Origin of the sequence: Nocardioides sp. NBC_00368, assembly GCF_036090055.1 — a bacterium.
GTDB lineage: Bacteria > Actinomycetota > Actinomycetes > Propionibacteriales > Nocardioidaceae > Nocardioides.
Genome location: NZ_CP107970.1, coordinates 2456934 through 2478392, shown reverse-complemented (window position 1 = coordinate 2478392; position 21459 = coordinate 2456934). Strand labels below are relative to the sequence as shown.

Sequence of the window (21459 nt, the reverse complement as noted above, 5' to 3'; positions counted from 1 at the left end):
GGGCTTGGGCTCTGGGGTGAACGAACTTTCGTTCACCTGCTGTTGCGGCCGGGCCCAAGGGTGGCTCGGTCCGTGAAAGAAACTCTTCCTTCACCTCGGGGAGCGCTGGGCGGGTTGGTCGCGGGGTGAATGAATTTTCGTTCACCGTGGAGGGCCCACCTCCCGAGGAGCGACTGGCCCGCGGCCACACTGGGGCGGCCCAGACCCGCCCCGAAAACAACAGTCGTTGGACACGCTGAGCCAAGCAGCGCAGGCGCGCGTAGCCGTCATAGGCTCGCCACCCAAGCCCCCTGAGCCCAGCCGAAGGTCGCGAATGCCCCGATCCACACACGAGGACGGTGCCGGCGTACGTCTCCCGAGACGGATCCTGGCGGCGATGGTGCTGGTGGCGATCTTCGCGCTGAGTCTGAGCAGCTACGTCGCGCTGACCCGGTCGCTCCAGTACCAGACCCGCGACGAGGGACCGAACGCCGGCTACGCGGTGGAGCTCGCCTCGGGGCGGCTGCCGACGATCGACACCACCGTGACGACGGATGCGCGGCGTTATCCGCAGGTCGTCGAAGGGCTGGAGACCATGGTCGACGAGCCGCACCGCCACATCTGGACCGCCAACCACCCGCCGCTCTACTACCTGATGTCGCTGCCGTTCGTGGCCGCTGCCGGAGCGCTCGATGCACCCCAGGTGATGGTCGTCGGGATGCGGATGATCAATGCCGTCGGCTCCGCGCTGTGTGTGCTGCTGGTGGGCCTGATCGCCTTCGAGGTGACCCGGAGGGCGGCGACGGCGTTCCTGGCCACGGGGATCAGTGCCTCCTGCGCCGTGCTGGTGACCTCGGGCGGTCACATCGCCAACGACGGGGTCGCGGTCGCGGCCTCCTCACTGACCCTGCTGGCCACGATCCGGATCCTGAACCGAGGCCTGTCGCCGGGGCGCCTGGTGCTGGTCGCGCTGGCCGGGACCGCCGCGGCCGGCGCGAAGGCGCCCGGTGTGCTGACCGTCGTCCTGTGCGGCGCCGCCATCGCCGTGGGTCTGCTCCTGCAGGACCGCTCCTGTCGAGGGGTGCTCCGCGCGCTGGCGGCGGCCGCCGTGGCGACCGGGGTTCCGGGGCTCGCCACCGGCTGGTTCTACGTACGCAACATCGTGCTCTACGGCGACCCGACCGCCTCCGAGGCGCTGCTGGAGAAGTTCGACCGGGAGCCCAACGGAACCTGGTGGCAGGTGCTGACCGACGGCTCGCTCTGGCTTGACTGGTACGAGCGGCTGTGGGCGCCGTTGCTGGCCGAGGGGTACGCGGTGGTCGCCGACGTGCTCGCGATCGTCGCGGTGATCGGGTTGATCGTGCTGCTGCTCCGCCGGTGGGTCGCCGGGCCGGACCAGCCCGCGTCACGTGCCGGATGGCTGCTGCTCACGGTCCACGCCGCGGTGATCCTGGCGAACCTGGTCGGTTTCGTCGCGGGCGGCGGGAACCCGAACGACCGCTACCTGCTGCCGCTGATGCCGCTGCTGGCCACGGCGCTCGCGGTCGGTGTCACGGCGCTCGTCGATCTGGTCCCGGTGGGCGCGCGGGAGTCGCGGGCCCACCTGGCGGCAGCCGCGACCACCCTCGCACTGGGTCTCTACGCATTCCTGATCTTCAGGTGGTTCGTCGACTCGGTGACGTACGTGGGCCGTCTCCCGAACTCCGAGTCGCGGAACGCGGAGCTCGTGGTCGCCGCCGGGCTGGTCTGCGGTCTGGTCGCCGTCTGCCTGGCGGCCCGGCCTCCCCACCCCGTCAGGACGTACGCCGCCCGGCAACCGCTCCGAGACCGGCCAGCACCACGTCGGCGATGAGCAGGAGGACGCGCGAGGCGAGCGCGACGGTGAGCGCCTCGGGGACTCCGATGATCGGGCCGAGGGTGAGCGCGAGCAGCGCCTCACGGATCCCGGCGCCGGCAGGCGCGGGGATGAACGCGATGCCCGCGGCCCAGGCCAGGGCCATCCCGCCGGTGGCGGCCGCGGCCTCGAGCAGCCCCACCGAGGCGTACGACTGCATCATCACCGCCAGATGAAGACCGAAGGCGACCCAGGCGAGCACCGCCCAGCCGATGGCGGTGAAGAGGCCCCGCGCGGTGAGACGTACGCCGAGGGGTTCTCGGCCGAGCCGGGCGAACAGCCAGTCGAGCATGCCGGGGACGACCCGCGGGTGCAGACACACGGCCAGCGGCACGAGCAGGAGCAGCAGCCACCAGTAGCGGCTGAGGCCCTCGGAGGAGGACCAGGGGAGCAGGAGGGCGCCGACGCCGATGCCGCTGGCCACGACGATGCCCATGAAGAGGATGTTGGCGCCCAGCATCGTCCGGCGAGCGACGCCCCAGCGCAGCCCGAACTGCATCTGGGCGACGACCGGCCACACCGAGCCGGGCAGGTATTTGCCCAGCTGGGAGACGTAGAAGACCGAGTGGGAGTCGCGTAGCGAGGGGCGGATGCCCATGCCGTGCAGCAGGGCCACCCAGATCTGGCCGATCAGCATGGTGCCGACGATCGCCAGGACCCCTGCGATCGCGAAGCGGCCGACGCTCAGCTCCTGGACCGCGGTGGCCAGGTCGTCGCGCTGGCGCCAGACGAGATAGGCGCCGCCGAGCACGACCACGAGGGCCAGACCGATCTTGAGCAGCCGCTTCTTGAGGCTGGGTGTAGCCGACGACCCGGCCCCCGTAGCGGAGACCGGGTCGGAATGGGTCGCTGTCACAGGCTGGTCGTCCACGTCTCGCCGGACTGGGCAGTCGCACGCGCCTTGGTGTGCGGCAGGTCGAACTCCGCGACCGAGGTCTGGTCGCGCAGCATCTCGGTGCCGGACTTGCCGAAGCGCGCCTTCTTGGTGTGCTCCAGGTCGTCCTCGATGAGCACCCGGTTGGTGCGGATCAGGTCGGAGATGACGCCGAGCATCGCGGACATGAAGGCCAGGTTGATCAGCACGCCGCCGAGCAGCAGCGACTGGATGTGGTTGCCGTTGTCGCCGCTGAGCCACAGCACGAGGTAGCGGACGAACGGGATCGCGCCGAGGATGAAGAAGAAGGTGGTGAGCCAGACGAAGATGGCGTACGGCTTGTACATCATGTAGCTGCGCACGATCGCCGCGCCGGACTTCATGATGTGCTCGGGCATCGACTTGAACAGCCGCGACTCACGCGTCTTGGCGTTGGTCTCGATCGGCACCGAGGCGATCTTCATCCGCTTGTTGCCCGCCTGGATGATCGTCTCCATGCAGTAGGAGAAGCGGGTCACGGTGTTGAGCAGCATCAGCGACTCGCGCGAGTAGGCGCGGAAGCCGCTGGCCGCGTCGGGCAGGTCGGTCTCGGCGGCCATGTTGACGACCTTGGACCCGACCTTCTGCAGCTTCTTCTTCAGCCCGGAGAAGTGCTCGATCTGGTCGACCTGGCGGTCGCCGATGACGATGTCGGCCTGGCCGTTGATGATCGGCTGGACCAGGTCGGCGATGCGGTCCTGCGGGTATTGGTTGTCGCCGTCGGTGTTGACCACGATGTCGGCACCCAGCTCGAGCGCGCGGACCACGCCGTCGTGGAAGCTCCGGCCGAGACCCTGGTTGCGGGAGTGGTGCACGAACTCGCGCACGCCGTGCTCCTTGGCCACCTCGACCGTCCGGTCGGTGCACCCGTCGTCGACGATCAGGATCACGATCTCGTCGATGCCGGGGATCTGCTTCGGAATCGACTCCAGGACGGACGGGAGCGTCTCCTCCTCGTTGAGGCAGGGGACTTGAACGACAAGCTTCACAGGGACCTCAGGGCAAGTAGTGGGACCGAACACAGAAATTCGGGGTTCGTGAGGGGCTTCTGAGCGGCCACATTACCGCGTGGATTCCGCGGCCCCACGCCCCCTCGCGGGTGTCATCCGGCGTATGTGCTAAGGAAACCTGGTGTTCAGGACGGGTCCACGCGGCGTCTGCCGCGACGGCGATCCACCAGCCACGGAACGAGCACCAGACCCAGCGTCACCAGGGCGCCGAGGAGCGAGACCACCGCACCCGTACGCAGCCCCGGAGCCTCGTAGCGCAGCGTGACCGTGTGGGTGCCGTCGGGGACGGGCACGGCGGCCAAGGCGTGGTTGCCGGCGACCAGGTCCACCGGGCGGCCGTCGACCGTGGCCGACCAGCCGGGGCGGGCGATCGAGTCGGCGACGACCAGATAGCCGGCACCGTCCGCATCGACCTCCGCTGAGATCGTCTCGGGCTCGTCGCGGCGTACGTCGACCCGGGCGGTCGAACCGGACGCGGCAGGCGTCGAGGAGTCGTCGAGGAGCACCGTGCCGGGTTCGACGCCCTCGGTCAGCCGCTGCACCCGGGTCGCGCCGTCGGTGACGACCTCGCTGGTGCCGGCCCAGCGGATCCGGGGCAACGCGCTCGCCCGTTCGTAGACGACCGCGCCGGCCGAGGCGTGCACGACCCGGAGGCCGTCGCCCTTCTCGGGCCTGACCGCCGCGCAGATCACGGAGCCGTCGGTGCGGCCGGCCAGGTGGACGGGCTTCCGCTTCCCGGCGAACGTGATGGTCACCGGCACCGGACCGGTGGTGAAGCGGTGCTCGGGCATCGCGACGCGCAGCTTCTCACCGCGCTTGAGCGGCCGGTTCACGGCGACGGCCCGCTCGGAGGTGACCTTCTCGGCGCCGGTCCCGACGCTCACCCGGACGACGGTCGGCTGCTGCGCCCGCGGCTTCAGGCCGTCGGGAACGGTGACCTCGATCCCGCGCAGGTCGCCCTTCGGGATCTGGCACATCGCCTGCTGGCCGGGCATCACCGTCAGCGCCCGCCGTTTCGCGGGCGGCACCGGAGTCGGCTCGGCCGCACCGATGACCTCCTGCGGCTGGGTCACCCAGTAGCGCACCGCGAGCTGGTCGAGCACCGGCAGACGCCCAGGCGTGGGCACACCGGAAGGGAAGTCGCTGTAGGTCGTCGACAGCTGCGCGTCCGGGCTGACCGCCGCGATCAGCTCCTTCCACTCCGGCGAGGTGAACTCATGTCCCGTCGGCGTACGCAGCCGGTAGTGGTCGGCGACCGCGGAGTGCTCCCAGCCGGAGGCGCCGTAGCGCTCCTCGCCGAGGTGCTTCTTCAGGAACGCGTGGGCGGGGGTGACCGGGTAGAAGTCGTCGCGGTCGGTGAGCGGCAGCACCTCGCGGGCGAACATCGTGCTCTGCGCGACCACGGCCAGCACGAGCACCAGCGGTCCCAGCAGCCGCAGCCGGCCACGCAGCAGCAGCGTCGCCGCCACGGCGAGGAGCGAGACCACCAGCAGCAGCGCCGGCACCCGCAGCTTCGCGGCGACGTCCGGGATCGGCCGCTCGGCGCCGTCGATGAAGGCGTAGGCGGCATACAGGACGTACGCAGCCACCCCGACGGCAGCGAGCAGCACCAGCAGCGACACCACCAGGCGCGGCCGCCAGGACCGGCTCGCCGTGCGCGATGGGTCCGCCTCCTCGGCGCGCTGGGCCAGTCGCTCCAGCCCGATCCCCGCCAGGACCGCGCACAGGAACCCGAAGATGGAGTTGGCCCGCCCGAAGCTGTTGGAGCTGTAGCCCGGCAGCTTCTGGAGCAGCTCGAGCGGCAGCCCGCCGATCCACAGCAGCCAGACGATCGCGGCCACGACGACCGCGAGCAGTGCCGGTGTCGACGGACGGCGACCGCCGGGCAGCCGGACGACCAGGGCGCACAGGACCAGCACCAGCGCCGCGACCCCGATGAAGGCGATCGACTCGATCGGGTTGTCCTCGCCCGCCCAGAGCCCGTCGACGCAGGTGCCGTAGACGTCGGGCGCGACGGTGGTGAGCGCAAGGCTGGCGGGCTTGACCTGGTTGGGGACCCGCTCGTCGATCCCGAGCGCGCTCATGTTGAGCGCGAACGGAAGGACCTGCACCGCGGAGAGCGCGACCCCGAGCCCGACCCCGCCGGCGGCGATGCCACCGCCGATCAGCGTGCGCCGGACGTCCCGGAGCGCGAGCGCCCGGACGACGACGTAGATCCCACCCAGCGTCAGCGCGAACATCGTCACCGCCGGGAACCCGCCGAGCAGCATCGAGGCGACGACCAGGCCGACGGCGGCCAGGTCGCGCGCGCCGCGCTCGTGGACGGCTCGGTCCAGCGCCCACAGCAGCAGCGGGACCAGGCAGGCGACCTTGGTGTGCGGCCAGTTGGTCCACATCATCATGAACCCGGAGGTGAAGAAGACCAGCCCGGCGACCAGCGCGATGCTGCGCCGCACCCCCAGACGGCCGAGGAACAGCACCATCCCGACCAGCACGAGCACCAGCTCGGTCAGCTTCACCCACGCGGGCGCCAGCCACATCGGCATCACCCAGTAGGGCCACGAGACCGGGCTCAGCACGGCGTGGTTCGGCAGCGAGGCCAGGGGAGCGCCGCCCACCTCGTAGGGCGCCCAGGTCTGCCAGTTGCCGTGGCGTACGCCCTCGACGATGTTCTCGACGCCGGGCAGGTAGTAGTCCCAGGTGTCGCCGCGGCACCACAGCGTTCCCTGCGGGATCGGGCCGTCGGCGGCGTACGGCATCATCGCGTGCAGCCAACCGGTGTCCAGCAGCATCCCGCGACCCACGAGCGCGGGGCCGAAGGTCACCGCGACGAAGAGGACGAGAAGCGCCAGCACGACGCCCGAGCGCCACCGATCCGATGAGAACACAAGCCGAAAATCTATGAGTAGTCGGAACCGGGCGCCGGTAGCGCACGCGGCAGTTCGGTCAAGTCTTCTCCGGCGGCGGGATCAGTCACGTCGGGTCGCGACGGCCACCAGTCCGGTGCCGGTGTCGGGGCGTAGCCGCTGCAGGGCCATGAAGGGGCTGGTCGCGAGGGCGATGGCGGCGCCCCTGAGCCGGCCGCTCGGCTGGAACGTACGGCCCGTTGCCCGGGTGAGCTCCTCGGGTGTGAGGTCGCCCACCTTCTCCAGCTTCCGGGCGTCGATCCGGTTGCGGACCGCCTCCAGGGCGTAGCCGAGCGGCCAGCCGTAGACGGTGATCTCGACGTCGCCCAGGCCGGCCTCCTCGAGCCGGGCGGTGAGCTCTGCGGGGCTGTAGCGACGGAAGTGCCCGGCGTGCCGGTCCATCGGGCCGAACCGGTCCTGGAAGGCCGGCACCGAGAGCACCAGATGTCCGCCCGGGCGGACATGCGTGACCCACTCGGCCAGCGCCCCCTTGTCGTCCTCGATGTGCTCGAGGACCTCGAAGGCACAGACCAGGTCGTACGTCGCCCCCGGCTCCAGCTCGGAGGACATCGCGTTGAGCACCCTGCCGCCCATGCACGTGATGCGCTCGTAGGCCACCGTGAACGAGTCGGCGTCGGGCTCGACGCCGAGGTAGTCGGCTCGCATGGCCAGGCGCGCCCCGAAGGCTCCCTGGCCGCAGCCGATCTCCAGCGCTGTCGTCGGAGCCAGCCGGTCGATGATGCGGCTGACGACGTCGTAGCGCAGCCAGGCGCGGGGTGCGAGCGGTGGCAGCGGGCGGTCGGTGGCGGTGAGCGACATCTGGTTCCTGGGTCGGGGTGGAGTCAGGTGAGACATTCGATGAGGGGGGAGGCGACGGCTTGCGGCGTGTAGTGCTCCTTGGCCTGCTCGTAGGCGGCCTCGCGCAGGCGCTGGGCCTCGTCGGGGTCGTCGGCGAGCTTGGCCAGGGCGGAGGCGAGCTCCTCGGGGCTACCCGGGGAGACCAGCATGGCCGAGCTCTCCAGCATCCGTCGCTGAGGTGCGGTGTCGGAGGTGACGACCACCGCGCCGGCCGCGGCGCCCTGGAACGCCTTGTTGGGCACCACCCGGCGAGCCTGCGGGACGGTGCCGAAGATGCCGAGGCTCACGTCGAACCCGGCGACGAAGTCGGGCAGGTCCTCGGCGTCGACCCAGTCGACCCAGGAGACCCGCGGGTTGCCGGCCGCGAGGCGACGGGCCTCCTCGTACTGCTGGCCCTGGCCGACCATCGTCACCTCGATCCGCTCGTCGTCGGCGAGGAGGTCGAGCGCGTCGGCGATCACCGGGGTGCCGTGGGTGGGGGAGAAGAGGCCGACGAAGACCGCCTGCAGCGGGGCTTCGGTCGGCCGCTCGAGCGCCCGGGCGCCGGCGTCGAACCACTCCGTGGTCGCACCCACCGGGCAGACGACCGAGTGGGGGCGTACGTCCTCGGGCAGTGCCTGCTGCTGCTCGACCGTGTCCACGATGACCACGTCGGCCCGCTTCAGCGCCATCGCGTCGATCGCCTTCATCAGGCGCAGCTTGAGGCCGCCCGAGCCGGCCAGCCGGCGGTTGGTGGCCACGCCCGCAGCCGAGACCATGTGGTCGAGCAGGATGGTCGAACGGGGATGGAGGAGCCGGGCCAGGTGCACGTCGAAGTGACCCAGGTAGCCGACCAGGACGGCGTCGGGACGCCCGTGCCGACGGCGTCGCAGCGACTGCGCGACCAGCCCGCTCCAGCACACCAGCAGGCGGAGCACGAGCAGCGGCAGCCGCCACGGTTGTCGCAGGATCGCCACCCTCGCCGCGGTGTCCAGACCCAGCGGCCGGTTGACCTCGGTGACCTCGGCGCCGCAGGCGCGTAAGCCCTCGATGAGTACCGCGACCCGCGGATGGGAGGCCACGTCGTAGGTGCCGAAGGCGACGATGTGCATCACCTCAACGTTAGGGTCGAGGTCAAGGAGAGATCGAGCAGCACACCCCGCATCTGAGATGTCGGCACCCGAGAAGTGCTGCCTGGGAGGACCTGTGGGCCGAGGCTGGACGAAGGTGGCGCCGCTCAAGGCGGTGGTCGTCGCGATCGTCGTCGCGGTCGCGGCCTACGCGATCCACCGCAACTGGGACGCGCTCGTGCGGGGCTTCCAGGAGCTCCCGCTGTGGGTGCTGGCGGTCGCCTTCGGCCTGACCGTGCTCGCCCAGGGCGTCGCGCTGCTGATGTGGCGGGTGGTGCTGGCCGATCTCGGCTCGCCGCTGCCGCTGGTGCCCGCGGCCCGGATCTTCTACGTCAGCCAGCTGGGGAAGTACCTGCCCGGCTCGGTGTGGACGATCGTCGGTCAGATGGAGCTCGCCCGCGCGGAGCGGGTGCCGCGGCGTACGTCCCTGACCCAGGGTGTCCTGGTGCTGGCGATCGCCGTCGGTGCCGGGGTGATGGTCTCGGTGCTGCTGATGCCGTTCCTCGGGCGGGAGACGTTCGCGCGCTACTGGTGGGCGGTGCTGCTCCTGCCGCTGATCCTGGTGGCCCTGCATCCGCCGGTCTTCGCGAAGGTGGTCGACACCGGGCTGCGGCTGCTGCGGCGGGAGCCGCTCGAGGTGCTGCCGACCTGGCGGGGGATCGGCAGGGCGTTGGCGCTGCAGGGCCTGGTCTGGCTCCTGCTCGGGCTCCAGGTCTGGGTGGTCGTGGTCGGCCTGGGCGGTGACCCGCTGCCCTCGTTGCTGGTCAGCGTCGGCGGCTACGCGCTCGGGTTCAGCCTGGGCATGGCCGCGATCGGGCTCCCGGCCGGCGCCGGGCTGCGCGAGGCGGTGCTGGTGGTCGCCCTCTCCGGTGTCCTCACGCCAGGGCTGGCGCTGCTGGTCGCGTTGCTGGCTCGCGGGATCGCTGTCCTGGCCGATGTCGTCGTCGCTCTCCTCGCCGCCCTCCTGACCCGTCGCGCCGGCGACCTGCCGCCACCTGCTCAGCCATACGACAACGAAACACTCGGGAGATCTCTGTGCCCACCCCACGGCCCACCGCACCGCAGCTCTGGACCGCAGGCCTGATCGCCAACCTCATCACCTGTGCCGGCGTGTGCGCCGGCTACGCCTTCTCCTCGCCGCTCTACGGCACCAAGGACGAGGCGGCCCACGTCGACCACGCCTACCAGCTCTGGCACGGAACTCTGATCGCCATCGGCGAGCCGATGCGGATGCCGCAGATCTGGGGCTACACGCTGCCCTTCGACTGGACCGGCCAGCATCCCCCGCTCTTCTACCTCTTGCTGGCACCCGTGGTCGGACCGCTCACCGACGCCGGCCACCTGCTCGCCGCCGGGATGGCCGCCCGCGGCGTCGCCCTCGTGATCACCTGCCTGGTCGTGGCGGCGGTGATGTGGACGACGCGGCAGATCGTTCCCAGCCGGCCCGAGGTCGCCGTCGCGGCGGGCCTCGTCACCGCACTCAGCCCGGCGCTCACCAGGCTCGGCGGCGTCGTCTTCAACGACAACCTGTTCGTCCTGTGGGTCACCCTTCTGGTCGGGCAGACCGTCTGGCTGCTCCGCCACGGGCCGCGGAGCCGCGGCCTGGTGCTCTTCGGTCTGTACGCCGCGGCGGCGCTCGGCACCCGGCTGCCCGGTGTCGTCTTCATCGGCCTGTGCGCGAGCACCCTGGGCCTCGTCTGGCTGTTCACCGGCGGGCGCCGCGACTGGGCGGGCGTGCTGCGCCTGGGCGTCGCGGTGCTCCTCGCCGTCGCCGCCAACGCGTGGTTCTACGTCCGCAACTTCCGTGCCACCGGCAACTGGTCCGGCATGCAGACCGACCTGGTCGGAAAGGCGGGCGGCCCGCTGCAGGAACGGGAGGTACGCACCGTGCTCGACCTCGCCACCGACCCGGACATCTGGCACCAGCTGCTGATCCCGCCGGCGCTGCAGGAGCACGTGGTCGTCGGTGCCGTGCTCACCGTCGGCCCTCTCCTGCTCGGCCTGGTCGTCGGCCTCCGCGCCTTCTCGCGGGAGCGTCGGGAGCCTGTCCGCGTCGCCACGGCGCTGCTGCTGCTCGCCCTCACCGCCGTCATCGTCGCGGTCCAGCTCAACTACGCGGCCGGGGGCGGGGGAGCGTACTGGCGCTATCTCCTCCCGCTCACGATCGTGACCAGCCTGCTCACCGCGCTCGGGCTCACCGTCACGCCCCGCCTGGCGGGGCCGTTGGTAGGGGTCTGGGCGGCGGCGACGTACGCCGTCTTCGTCGCCCACATCGCCCCGCCGAACCCCGCTGGCGGCGACCTGGCCACCGCCCCGGTCTTCCAGAACGCGGCCTGGGTGGCGGCGGGCGTCGCGGGGGTCGCGTGCGCGGTCGGCGTGGCGACCGTCCTTTTGGTCGCCGTCGCCCGGTCCCGTTAAGATCTATCTGATCTGTCGTGCCCTCATCCGGAAGTGAAACATGACTGGCCTGGACCCGAGAGCGCCGCTCGTGCTCGATACCCGCGAGCTCGGCCGCCGCCCGGGGTCCGAGCGTCACGTCGAGCTGACGGTGCCGGCGCCGGCAGATCTTGGTATCGAAGTCCTCTCTGTCCCCGAGGGATCGCCGGTCGAGTTCGACCTGCGGCTCGAGGCGGTCATGGAGGGTGTGCTGGTCACGGGGACGGCTTTCGCCGGCCTCGAGGGCGAGTGCGTGCGGTGCCTGGAGCCGATCGACGACGAGGTCGAGGTCGACATCCAGGAGCTGTACGTCTACGACGACTCTCGTGACGGCCAGGACCCTGACGAGGACGACGAGACCAGCCGGACCGAGGGCGATCTGATCGACCTCGAGCCGGTGCTCAGGGATGCGGTGGTGCTCGCGCTGCCGTTCCAGCCGATGTGCCAGGACGACTGTCCGGGACTGTGCCCCGAGTGTGGGGCGCGGCTCGCGGACGAGCCCGGGCACAACCACGGCGACAAGGTCGACCCGCGCTGGGCGGGGCTGGCTTCGTTGAAAGACGACTCCAGCAACTAGGATCACCCAGCACAACAGGCTTCAGTAGCCGGTCGAGATCCGGCCGGTCGAATTATGAGGAGATAACAGTGGCTGTTCCGAAGCGGAAGATGTCGCGCAGCAACACCCGCCACCGCCGCTCGGCCTGGAAGGCCGTCGCGCCGACCCTGGTGACGTGCGCGAACCCCGCCTGCGGCGCCAAGCACATCCCGCACCGTGCGTGTGGCGAGTGCGGCCAGTACGGCGCTCGCGCCGAGCGTCGCCAGGTCCTCTGATCTGACACGCGGTTAGTCTCCTGACCAACTACGCCGAGCTACGCAAAGCGCTCGGGGATCCGATTCTGGACCCCGAGCTGCTTGAGCGTTCGCTGACTCACCGGTCCTACGCCTACGAGAACGGTGGCCTGCCCACCAACGAGCGCCTGGAGTTCCTGGGCGACTCGGTGCTCGGCGTCGTGGTCACCGAGACCCTCTATCGCACCCACCCCGACCTGCCCGAGGGCAAGTTGGCCAAGCTGCGGGCGGCGGTTGTGAACGCCCGCGCCCTGGCTGAGGTCGGTCAGGCCATCGGCCTGGGCCAGCACATCAAGCTGGGCCGGGGCGAGGAGGCCACCGGTGGGCGCGAGAAGGCGTCGATCGTCTCCGACACCGTCGAGGCGGTGATCGGAGCGGTCCACCTCTCCGGCGGCATCGAGGTCTCCACCGTCCTCGTCCACCGGCTCTTCGACCCGCTCATCGAGAAGGCCTCCGACCTGGGGGCCGGTCTCGACTGGAAGACCTCCCTGCAGGAGCTCGCCGCCGAGCGGGCCCTCGGTGTGCCCGAATACGTCATCACCGACGAGGGCCCCGACCACATGAAGACCTTCACGGCGAAGGTCCGGGTCGGCGACCAGCTCTACGGCAACGGCGTCGGCCGCTCCAAGAAGGAGGCCGAGCAGGCCGCCGCGGAGACGGCCTACGGCGAGATCCAGGCTTCCGCCTCCTCCTCCGCCTAGATGCCTGAGCTCCCCGAGGTCGAGGTCGTACGCGCCGGCCTCGAGCGCCACGTACTCGGCGCGAGGATCGTCGCCGTCGATGTCCTGCATCCCAGGCCTGTACGCCGCCACCTGGCCGGTGCCTCGGCCTTCGCCGACGAGCTGAAGGGCCGCGTGCTCACCGGTGCCCGCCGGCGCGGCAAGTACCTGTGGCTGCCGCTCGATTCCGGCGACGCCCTGATGGCCCATCTGGGCATGAGCGGCCAGATGCTCGTCCAGCCTCCGGCCTCGCCCGACGAGAGGCACCTGCGCGTCCGCATCCGGCTCGAAGGCGCCGCCGAGGGCCGCGAGCTCCGCTTCGTCGACCAGCGCATGTTCGGTGGCCTCTCGATCAGCCCCGGGGGAGCCGAGCTCCCTCCCGAGATCGCCCACATCGCCCCCGACCCGCTCGAACCCGCCTTCGACGCCGAGGCGGTCGTCCGGCGGGTCCGGAGATCGGCCAGCGGCATCAAACGCATCCTGCTCAACCAGACCGTGATCAGCGGCGTCGGCAACATCTACGCCGACGAGGCGCTGTGGCGCTCGAAGCTGCACGGCGAACGGCCGGGGGAGCGGCTGACCGCCCAGAAGGTGCGCGAGCTGCTCGGCCACGTACACGACGTGATGACCGAGGCCCTCGCCCAAGGCGGCACCTCCTTCGACGCGCTCTACGTCAACGTGAACGGCGAGTCGGGCTACTTCGATCGGTCGCTGGCTGCGTACGGACGTGAGGGTGAGCCCTGCGACCGCTGCGGAACCCCGATCCGCCGCATCGCCTTCATGAACCGCTCCTCCTACTTCTGCCCGAAGTGCCAACCCGCTCCTCGGGCCCGGAGGGTCACGGCGGGATAGCCCGTTCGGGCTATTGCCCACGGCCCCTTTGGACCCCGCCAATGTTGCGGGCGCATGTCAGTTCCCCGTTTCCTCATCGTTCGTTAAGGATTCAGGATTCGGGTGGGTTAAGGTTCGGGTCGTTCGTCCTGGGTGCAGCGATCTGCACTCCGCGCAAGGCGGACGACACACCGCTGTGTTCGGGCCGGCGGTTCAAGCCGGGTGGCGACGTGGTCACCCGGATCTCGGGGACGAAAAACCAAGGCCCTCCTCCACCGGCACAGGCGTGAACCACACTCCCAGCCACCGGGGCGGTCAAAGCTCGACAAGGACAACAGGTGGCTCCCCACAAGCTCGCCGTATCCGATCAAGCGCCCACGAAGCGCCCGCAGGATCTGGACTTACCGCAACCCCGTACTGACGCTGGCCAGCCCGAGCAGACCCGGACCATCCCGGTCGCCATGGCCGCCGACCTCAACTACGCCAAGCCGATGTCCGTGGCGATCACGTCGCTGCTGGAGAACTCGGGCACGGACACCGGATATGACCTCAGGATCCTGGTGGCTGAGGAGTTTCCGGCAGACGTACGCGACCAGTTCCTCTCCTTCGAAAGTCGTTATCCGGGCAACACGATCTCGTTCGTCGTCGTGGACGGCTTCGCCGACGTCAAGGTCAGCACGTCACACCTGACGGCCCCGGCGTACTTCCGGCTCAAGCTGCCGGATCTCTTCCCGGACGTCGACAAGATCATCTACCTCGACGTCGACACCGTCATCGAAAGCGATCTGTCGCCGCTCTACACGCAGGAGATGGATGACGTCTATGTCGCCGCGGTGCCCGCCGCCGCCTACCATCTTCGCTCCGCGGAGGCCGCTCAGGCGATCGGCCTCCCGTCCTTCGACCGCTACGTCAACTCCGGCGTCATGCTGATGAACCTGAAGCAGATGCGGGAGCACGGCCTGGTCGCGAAGTTTCTCGAGCTCTCCTCCAAGGGGTTCGACTCCGATGATCAAGACATCATCAACATCGTCTGCTACGACCGCATCCGCCATCTTCCGCTCCGCTTCAACCTGATGACGAAGTACGGCCCTAAGAACGTCGAGGAGTTCTGGAGCAGACCGGCCGTCCAGCGGGTCTGGTCCCGTGACGAGTACGACGAGGCGATGAGCTCGCCGGTCATCATCCACTTCGCCGACAAGCGCAAGCCGTGGGTGGACGTCTCGGCCGACTTCGCGGAGCGGTGGTGGCAGTACGCGGCGATGAGCCCGATGTGTGGCGAGATCGTGGCTGTCTACCTCGCCGACGCGGTCGCGGCAGCAGCCGGCGTCACCTCGGCCGTCCGCAAGCGGCTGAGAAGCCGAGTGGTCAGCCTCGAGCAGGAGCTCCAGGGTCGTGACCAGGAGCTCGCCGACACCCGCAGGTCGGTGTCCTTCAGGATCGGCTCCTTGATGACGTCCGGACCTCGCGTCATCCGCAACTCGCTCAAGCGGGACCTCCGTCCGCCACAGCCGCAGATCCGCGTCATCGAGAAGTAGTCCGCATCGTCGCGGGCCATGCGCCGACTCGACCACAACCAGACCAACCGCGGGACGGCCCGCACTTTCGTCACCCCAGAAACACAAGGAGGAACCATGCCTGCCGGTATGGGCGACCAGCCGACCAACAAGCTCGGGCTGCGTCATCGGATGGTGCGCGTCGCAGAAGTGGATGGGGAGCACAAGCTTGTGCTGTTCGGCCGTCCGACCAGCGGCGGTCCGGTCGTGTCCCGCTACACCCGCCTCCTGGACCGACAGTCGGGCCTGAACGCGAAGATCGAGCGGCTCCGTGCCCGCCTCGGGGAGACCCCGGGCGAAGATCTGGAGACCGGGCGGCCGTACTACCTCAAGCCAGACAGCCTAGAGCGGCTCAGCGTCGACGAGATGGTCGACAAGCTGGCCGCGTACGACGTGGTCTCGTTCGATGTCTTCGACACGGCGCTGTACCGAGCTGTGGAGTTCCCGAAGGATGTCTTCCGGATCATGGGGTCGAGGCTCGGTATCGAGAGGTTCCCGAGCATCCGCAGGCAGGCCGAGGATCACGCGCGTCGCGAGAACGACAACCACAAGGGCTCTCGCGAGGTCACACTGCGTGACATCTACACCGTGATGGCGGAGCGGTACGGCGCGGATCCTGCATGGGAGGTGTACGAGCAGAACCTCGAGATCGAGCTGTCCGAAGCGAACCCGTATATCAAGGAGGTCTTCGATCGGCTCCTCGCCAAGGGCAGGACCATCGTGTTCACCTCTGACATGTACCTCCCCCGGGAGGTCATCGAGGAGATGCTCGTGCGCAACGGGTACACGGGCTACGAGAAGATCTACCTGTCGAACGAGTACCTTCGTCGCAAGGGTGACGGGACGCTGCAGCAGGTTCTCCTGGAGTACTACGGCAGCGAGACGTCGATCGTGCACGTCGGTGACAATCTCGAGGCGGATGTCGAGCAGTCCGAGCGAGTCGGTCTTCCGGCGGTGTACAACGAGGACCAGCGACGGCTGGTTCGGGAGCCGTACATGGAGGTTCTGGCCGGCAGTTTCTACGGGGCGCTCCTCAACAACACGATCGGTTCAGGCGCCTGGACGGAGGGTCTGCATTACACCCACGGGTTCCGCGTCGGCGGCGTCTTGGCCGCGGGGTTCTGCGAGTTCCTCGAGACGGTCGTCCGTGAGAAGGGCATCGACCGGATCCTGTTCTGCGGGCGCGACTGCGACGTGATCTCGCGTGTCTACGACCGCTTCTACGGCGGCGCCGACAGTGCCTACATCGACGTCTCGCGCTACGCAGCGGCTGGTATCACTCTCGATCTGAACTTCGACGACTTCGTCGGGCGTTCCTTCTTCCGCTGGTTCAAGGAGTCCAACAACACCAAGACCATCGAGCAACTGCTGATCGACACCGGATTCGACTACCTGCTGCCCTATCTGGACCAGGCGGACATCGAGCGGTTCCTGTTCCCGGCGAGTGCCACCAGGCGGCGCCTGGAGCGGTTCTTCTGGGACCACAAGCACGTCATCGAGGAGCACAACCGCACCAGCGTCGATGCGGCGAAGGAGTACTTCACCGAGGCCGTCGGCGATGCCCGGCGGGTCCTGATCGTCGACATCGGTTGGAGCGGCACCTGCATCACCACCCTCCGCCACTTCTTCCGCACTGCGATGGCTGACCGCGAACTCGAGGTCTCCGGTGCGCTCATGTGTACGAGCCGCACCGAACAGGTCACCGACATGGTGTCCGATGGCTTCATCAGCGCCTACTCGTACTCGCCGATGGCGAACCTGGACCTGGCGAGGTTCATGATGCCTGGCGGACCGAAGGCGGCACGCAAGACGGATCTGCTGCACCACCCGCTCGAGTACCTGTTCACCCAGGTTGCCTCCAGCGTCGTCGGTTATGGGTTTGACGACCTCGGCCGGCCTGTCGCTCTTCGGGGGAACAACGCTCCGCGCAACGTCGAGCAGATCACCGAGATGCAGCGCGGGATCATCGACTTCGTCGAGGCCTACCTGGAGCGGACCAAGAACTATCAGGACATCCGCCCGATCTCTCCCTACGTCGCGTTCAACCCGCTGAAGGCGGCGATCGAGAACGAGTCGTACTCCCACGAGGTCTACAAGGACTTCCTCTACGACGCGACTCCAGCTCTGTTCGGTGAGGAGACGCACACCGAACGATTCGGTGACCTGTTCGACCTCAGCGGACCGATCCAGGCGCTAGAGCCTGCGGGCACGGCGCATGACATTGCTCAGGTCTCGCGGTCGCGACGCATCGTCTTCGTGTCGCCCGAGATGACGTACACCGGCACGCCCCGAAGCCTCCACCGGATGTGCAAGGTCGCGATTTCCCTGGGGTACGAGCCGGTGGTCTGGACTGCGAAGCCCGGTCCTTTCTCGAAGGAGTTCGCGGCACTCGGCATCGCGGTGAAGGTGGTGCGCGCCGGTCAGCTGGGCCCGAAGCGGATCAACAAGCTCATCGAGAGCGGCGTCGAGCTCGTCGTCTGCAACACCGTGGCGACAGACGACTACGTACGAGTCTTGGAGGGCCGGATCCCGCTCGTCTGGTACGTGCGCGAGGCGACCAACCTGCCGGACTTCTTCGCTGCAGCTCCCGAACGTCAGGAGACGCTCCGCCAGAGCCGCAGCATCTGCGTGGTCAGCGAGTACGCCGCGGCTGCGGTCGCGGAGCACGCAGACGGTCCCGTCGAGATCGTGCGCAACAGCGTCGTGGACGTGTCCGAGTACGCACAGCCGTACGAGATCGCGGCCGGTGGCACGTTCAAGTTCGTCCAGCTCGGCACCATCGAGCACCGCAAGGGATACGACGTCTTCATCGCCGCCTTCAAGGCGATGCCGGCGGAGTATCGGGCTCGCGCAGAGCTGCACTTCGCGGGTGGGTTCATCAACAGTGGTACGTCGGTCACGTCCTACGTGTTCGCTCAGATCGCGGGAGAGGAGAACATCCACTACCACGGCGTGATCTCCGACGAGCGCAAGAAGATCGAGCTGCTCTCGCAGATGGACACCGTGGTCGTCGCGTCACGCGACGAGTCATGCTCCTTGGTCGCTCTCGAGGGAGCGATGCTGTCCAAGCCCCTGATCGTGACCGAGAACGTCGGCGCCAAGTACATGGTGAGCAGCGCCAACGGTCTGGTGGTCGACACGGGTGACGTGATGTCCCTGCGCGACGCATTCATGTCCATGATGGACAAGGAAGCGGCGGCGCTCGAGAAGATGGGCAGCGCATCCCGCAGGGCCTATGAGGAGCGGGCCAGCATGGACGCGTACACCAAGGACCTCGGAGCCCTCTTCGAGCGGCGGATCGCCGCCGGCACCGGTCGGAGGCTCCAGCCGGCCAGGTCGACGACCGAGCGAGGACGTGGACCGGCTTCGTCAGGCGCACGGGAGGTGGTGGTGTCGCTCACCTCGATTCCTCACAGGATGCTCAGCATCGGTCAGTGCATCGACTCCCTCGTGGAGCAGACGAGGCGGCCGGACAAGGTGCTCCTGTGGCTTTCCACCGAGAACTTCCCCAACCGAGAGGCCGACGTACCGGCCGAGGTCCTCGAACGTCGAGATGCCTGCTTCCAGATCCGCTGGGTGGAGGGCGACCTCGCTCCGCACAAGAAGTACTTCTACGCGGTTCAGGAGAATCCCGAGGCACTCATCGTCACCGTGGATGACGACGTCATCTACGACGACAACCTCGTCGAGACGCTGTATGAGGGCCACCTGGCCAACCCGCACGCCATCATCTGTCAGCGGGCGAACCTGGCCTTGTTCCGCCCGGATGGCACCCTTCGTTCGTACGACGGGTGGGTCTATGACTGCAACTATCTGCGTGGCAAGGCGAGCTACCAGCTCCTCCCCACGGGGATCGGTGGCGTGCTCTACCCGCCGCACTCGCTGCCCGCGGCCACCTTCGACGTCGACGCGATCTCCAAGACTTCGCTGTACGCCGACGATCTGTGGCTCAAGGCGATGGCGACAGCCAACGGCTACCCGGTCTGGATGCCGCGCGAGCGCGCCGGCTATCAGCAGATCCAAGAGGCACAGGCTGTCGCACTCTGGCGCCGCAACGCGTTCCAGGGCAACAACGACCTCGTGCTGGAGAAGGTTTTCGACCACGTCGAGAACAGCGTGGGGGTCCCCCGGGATGCGCTTCTGCAGCGGATCCGAGGTGTCGCGGATGACGGTCGTGTGATCGGCCCGGACGACATCGACATGGCGTCGCTTCTCTGACGATGATGACGGTGCACGTGGACAGGCGCGTTTCATGACGATCCTGACGAGTACGCAGCCGGCCGATGCGCCTGCGGCTGCCGACGCGCAGGCCCCGGCGGAAGGGTTCCGGCCAGACATCCAGGCGTTGCGGGCGATCGCGGTCCTCTCCGTGTTTGCCTATCACCTCGCTCCAGGGCGTCTGAGTGGTGGGTACATCGGGGTGGACGTTTTCTTCGTCATCTCGGGCTTCCTCATCGGCAGTCACCTGCTCCGGGAGGTCGAGACGACCGGCCGCATCCGCCTGGGTGCGTTCTGGGCCCGGCGAGCGAAACGGCTTCTGCCGGCTTCGCTCCTCGTCCTGCTGGTGAGCGCCGTCGCGACCTTCGTCTGGGTGCCGCGAAGCCTCTGGTCGCAGTTCCTGACCGAGATCGCCGCCTCGAGCCTGTACGTCGAGAACTGGCGGCTCGCCTGGGCGAGCGTGGACTACCTGGCAGCCGACAACAAGGCTTCCGCGGTTCAGCACTTCTGGAGCCTCTCCGTCGAGGAGCAGTTCTACGTGTTCACACCGCTCCTGTTGCTCGCGGTGGCGCTGCTTTCCCGGTCGATCCGTCCCGGGTCGTACGTCACCACCCGACGACTCGCCGGCTCGTTGTTCGCCCTCGTCGTCTGCGCTTCCTTCATCTACGGGGTCTGGCTCACCGGGAACACCCCGGAGGCGTACTTCTCCGCCTTCACGCGGGCGTGGGAGTTCGCCGCCGGAGTTCTCATCGGAATGCTTCCGGTGATCGGGTCGAGAGCGGCGCGCGCTCTCGGGGTTGCGCTGGGCCTCGCGCTGATCGCAACGGCGGCGACGCAGTACACCAGCGCCACTCCCTTCCCGGGGGTCGCCGCCCTTGTTCCGGTGAGCGGCGCCGCACTCGCCATCTGGCTCGGTCGTGGGACGTTTCTCGCGCGAGTCGGGTCATGGCGACCCGTATCCATCGTCGGCGACACCTCCTATGCCATCTACCTCTGGCACTGGCCGCTCATCGTCTTGGTGCCGTTCATCACCGATGCACCCCTGAACGCGGGGACGAAGCTGGTGATCCTCGGTGTGACGTTCCCCCTCGCATGGCTCAGTACGACGCAGTGGGAGGACCGTGTGCGCTTCTCCGGACGCCTTCTCGGTGGACGCTCTCCGGTCACGGTTGGCCTGTGGAGCGCTGGGGCGATGGTGGTCGTGCTTGCCGTGGTTGCCACCGGACTGGCCGTCAAGGCGAGCGGCGCAGCCCAGTCGGAACGGAAGGTGAACACCCTGCTCGCCCAGAACATGTCATGTCTGGGCGCAGCCAAGCTCGCGGATCCGACCTGCGAAAACCCCGATCTGAAGGGCGTCCTCGTCCCAGACCCGTCCGAGCTCGCGACGGACGAGGCCAACAGAGCGGAATGCTGGTCGAGTTCGGCCGCCAAGACCGGGGAGGTCGTCATGTGCCGGCTCGGCCCGAAGAATGGCTACAGCAGGCGACTGCTTGCGGTTGGCGACTCCCACAACGACCAGTTGGTCGGGGCGTACGAGGACATAGCGAAGGAGTTCGGCTGGCGGATCGATGTTGCCGGCCGAGTCGGCTGTTATTGGACGGAGGCCGACCTTCAGAAGAACAGCACCGCAGACCAGCTGATGTGCGAGGAGTGGCGGCGCAGCATCAGTGCGTACGTCGAAAAGGCTGATGACCTGGATGCCATTCTCACCTCCAAGGCGCGGAACTCGTCTCCGATCCTGGCCGACGACAACGTGACGACCTCGGTCGCTGTGACGGCTGAAGGGCTGGCTCGTGCGTGGGCGCGCCGGCCGGCACCTCGAAAGGTGCCGGTGATCGCGATCGAGGACAACCCGGCGATGCCAGAGGGAACGATGGCGTGCGTGGAGGCGCAGCGGCTGGACGCAGCCACAGCGTGCGCACAGCCTCGCAGAAAGGTCCTTCCACCCTCGGGCCTGGCAGAGGCAGTTGCCGTCGACCCGAACGCGGTGCTGGTCGACTTGACGGACCTCTACTGCGAACCGAAGGTCTGCCGGCCGGTCGTCGGTCACGTGATCGTCTACCGTGACGACGGTGAACACCTGACGCTCACCTACACGCGAACTGTCGCGCCGTACCTGGGGCGCGCCATCGATGATGCCTTGCGACAACGCTGACGGCGTCGAGGCACCTGTTCCGTCCCATC

Annotated in this window: 15 protein-coding genes; 10 read left to right on the top strand and 5 right to left on the bottom strand. The window is 68.5% G+C overall.

The features are described from left to right. The first annotated feature begins 313 nt into the window (after positions 1–313). On the top strand, positions 314–1831 hold the full coding sequence (locus OG984_RS11760) for a phospholipid carrier-dependent glycosyltransferase (RefSeq protein ID WP_328531758.1): 1518 nt from the start codon (positions 314–316) through the stop codon (positions 1829–1831). Here OG984_RS11760 and OG984_RS11755 read toward each other — a convergent pair. The 5 genes from OG984_RS11755 to OG984_RS11735 all read right to left on the bottom strand — a co-directional run bounded on the left by OG984_RS11755 (position 1773) and on the right by OG984_RS11735 (position 8651). Beyond that, a complete protein-coding gene (locus tag OG984_RS11755) occupies positions 1773–2729 on the bottom strand; it encodes a lysylphosphatidylglycerol synthase domain-containing protein (protein WP_328531757.1) in 957 nt (318 codons plus the stop codon). The genes OG984_RS11760 and OG984_RS11755 overlap by 59 nt on opposite strands. Then, positions 2726–3775, bottom strand: coding sequence for a glycosyltransferase family 2 protein (locus OG984_RS11750; RefSeq protein ID WP_328531756.1), 1050 nt, complete (start codon positions 3773–3775; stop codon positions 2726–2728). The genes OG984_RS11755 and OG984_RS11750 overlap by 4 nt, the downstream gene beginning before the upstream one ends. 146 nt (positions 3776–3921) lie before the next feature. Continuing rightward, entirely contained in the window at positions 3922–6684 is a 2763-nt protein-coding gene (locus OG984_RS11745; RefSeq protein ID WP_328531755.1) for a YfhO family protein, read from the bottom strand. Between the two features lie 81 nt (positions 6685–6765). Next, positions 6766–7521: a class I SAM-dependent methyltransferase gene (locus OG984_RS11740; protein ID WP_328531754.1), complete on the bottom strand. Its 756-nt coding sequence runs from the start codon at positions 7519–7521 to the stop codon at positions 6766–6768. A gap of 23 nt (positions 7522–7544) precedes the next feature. After that, positions 7545–8651, bottom strand: coding sequence for a glycosyltransferase (locus OG984_RS11735; protein WP_328531753.1), 1107 nt, complete (start codon positions 8649–8651; stop codon positions 7545–7547). A 115-nt stretch (positions 8652–8766) separates the two neighbouring features. Here OG984_RS11735 and OG984_RS11730 point away from each other — a divergent pair, with 115 nt between their 5' ends. From OG984_RS11730 to OG984_RS11690, 9 genes are all read left to right on the top strand, one after another. Then, the gene (locus OG984_RS11730) at positions 8767–9753 is read left to right on the top strand and encodes a lysylphosphatidylglycerol synthase domain-containing protein (protein ID WP_328531752.1); all 987 of its coding nucleotides are present in this window, start codon (positions 8767–8769) and stop codon (positions 9751–9753) included. Further along, on the top strand, positions 9705–11087 hold the full coding sequence (locus tag OG984_RS11725; protein WP_328531751.1) for a hypothetical protein: 1383 nt from the start codon (positions 9705–9707) through the stop codon (positions 11085–11087). The genes OG984_RS11730 and OG984_RS11725 overlap by 49 nt, the downstream gene beginning before the upstream one ends. Before the next feature lie 40 nt (positions 11088–11127). Continuing rightward, entirely contained in the window at positions 11128–11682 is a 555-nt protein-coding gene (locus tag OG984_RS11720; protein WP_328531750.1) for a YceD family protein, read from the top strand. A gap of 68 nt (positions 11683–11750) precedes the next feature. Continuing rightward, positions 11751–11936: a 50S ribosomal protein L32 gene (gene rpmF / locus OG984_RS11715; protein WP_008358292.1), complete on the top strand. Its 186-nt coding sequence runs from the start codon at positions 11751–11753 to the stop codon at positions 11934–11936. Between the two features lie 20 nt (positions 11937–11956). Beyond that, the gene (gene rnc / locus OG984_RS11710; RefSeq protein ID WP_165110474.1) at positions 11957–12655 is read left to right on the top strand and encodes a ribonuclease III; all 699 of its coding nucleotides are present in this window, start codon (positions 11957–11959) and stop codon (positions 12653–12655) included. Continuing rightward, positions 12656–13525: a bifunctional DNA-formamidopyrimidine glycosylase/DNA-(apurinic or apyrimidinic site) lyase gene (mutM, locus tag OG984_RS11705; RefSeq protein WP_328531749.1), complete on the top strand. Its 870-nt coding sequence runs from the start codon at positions 12656–12658 to the stop codon at positions 13523–13525. It abuts the gene before it with no gap. Positions 13526–13965: 440 nt separating this feature from the next. After that, a complete protein-coding gene (locus tag OG984_RS11700; RefSeq protein WP_328531748.1) occupies positions 13966–15039 on the top strand; it encodes a glycosyltransferase family 8 protein in 1074 nt (357 codons plus the stop codon). Between the two features lie 96 nt (positions 15040–15135). Continuing rightward, positions 15136–19275, top strand: coding sequence for a glycosyltransferase (locus tag OG984_RS11695; protein WP_328531747.1), 4140 nt, complete (start codon positions 15136–15138; stop codon positions 19273–19275). 34 nt (positions 19276–19309) lie between these two features. Further along, on the top strand, positions 19310–21430 hold the full coding sequence (locus tag OG984_RS11690; RefSeq protein ID WP_328531746.1) for an acyltransferase family protein: 2121 nt from the start codon (positions 19310–19312) through the stop codon (positions 21428–21430). The last annotated feature ends 29 nt before the right edge of the window (positions 21431–21459 follow it).

Bases quoted from the DNA above. Each gene is read 5' to 3' on its own strand.
- OG984_RS11690 (WP_328531746.1), top strand. From the start codon at position 19,310: ATGACGATCCTGACGAGTACGCAGCCGGCCGATGCGCCTGCGGCTGCC.
- OG984_RS11720 (WP_328531750.1), top strand. From the start codon at position 11,128: ATGACTGGCCTGGACCCGAGAGCGCCGCTCGTGCTCGATACCCGCGAG.
- OG984_RS11695 (WP_328531747.1), top strand. From the start codon at position 15,136: ATGCCTGCCGGTATGGGCGACCAGCCGACCAACAAGCTCGGGCTGCGT.
- OG984_RS11760 (WP_328531758.1), top strand. From the start codon at position 314: ATGCCCCGATCCACACACGAGGACGGTGCCGGCGTACGTCTCCCGAGA.
- OG984_RS11735 (WP_328531753.1), bottom strand. From the start codon at position 8,651: ATGCACATCGTCGCCTTCGGCACCTACGACGTGGCCTCCCATCCGCGG.
- OG984_RS11700 (WP_328531748.1), top strand. From the start codon at position 13,966: ATGGCCGCCGACCTCAACTACGCCAAGCCGATGTCCGTGGCGATCACG.
- mutM (WP_328531749.1), top strand. From the start codon at position 12,656: ATGCCTGAGCTCCCCGAGGTCGAGGTCGTACGCGCCGGCCTCGAGCGC.
- OG984_RS11740 (WP_328531754.1), bottom strand. From the start codon at position 7,521: ATGTCGCTCACCGCCACCGACCGCCCGCTGCCACCGCTCGCACCCCGC.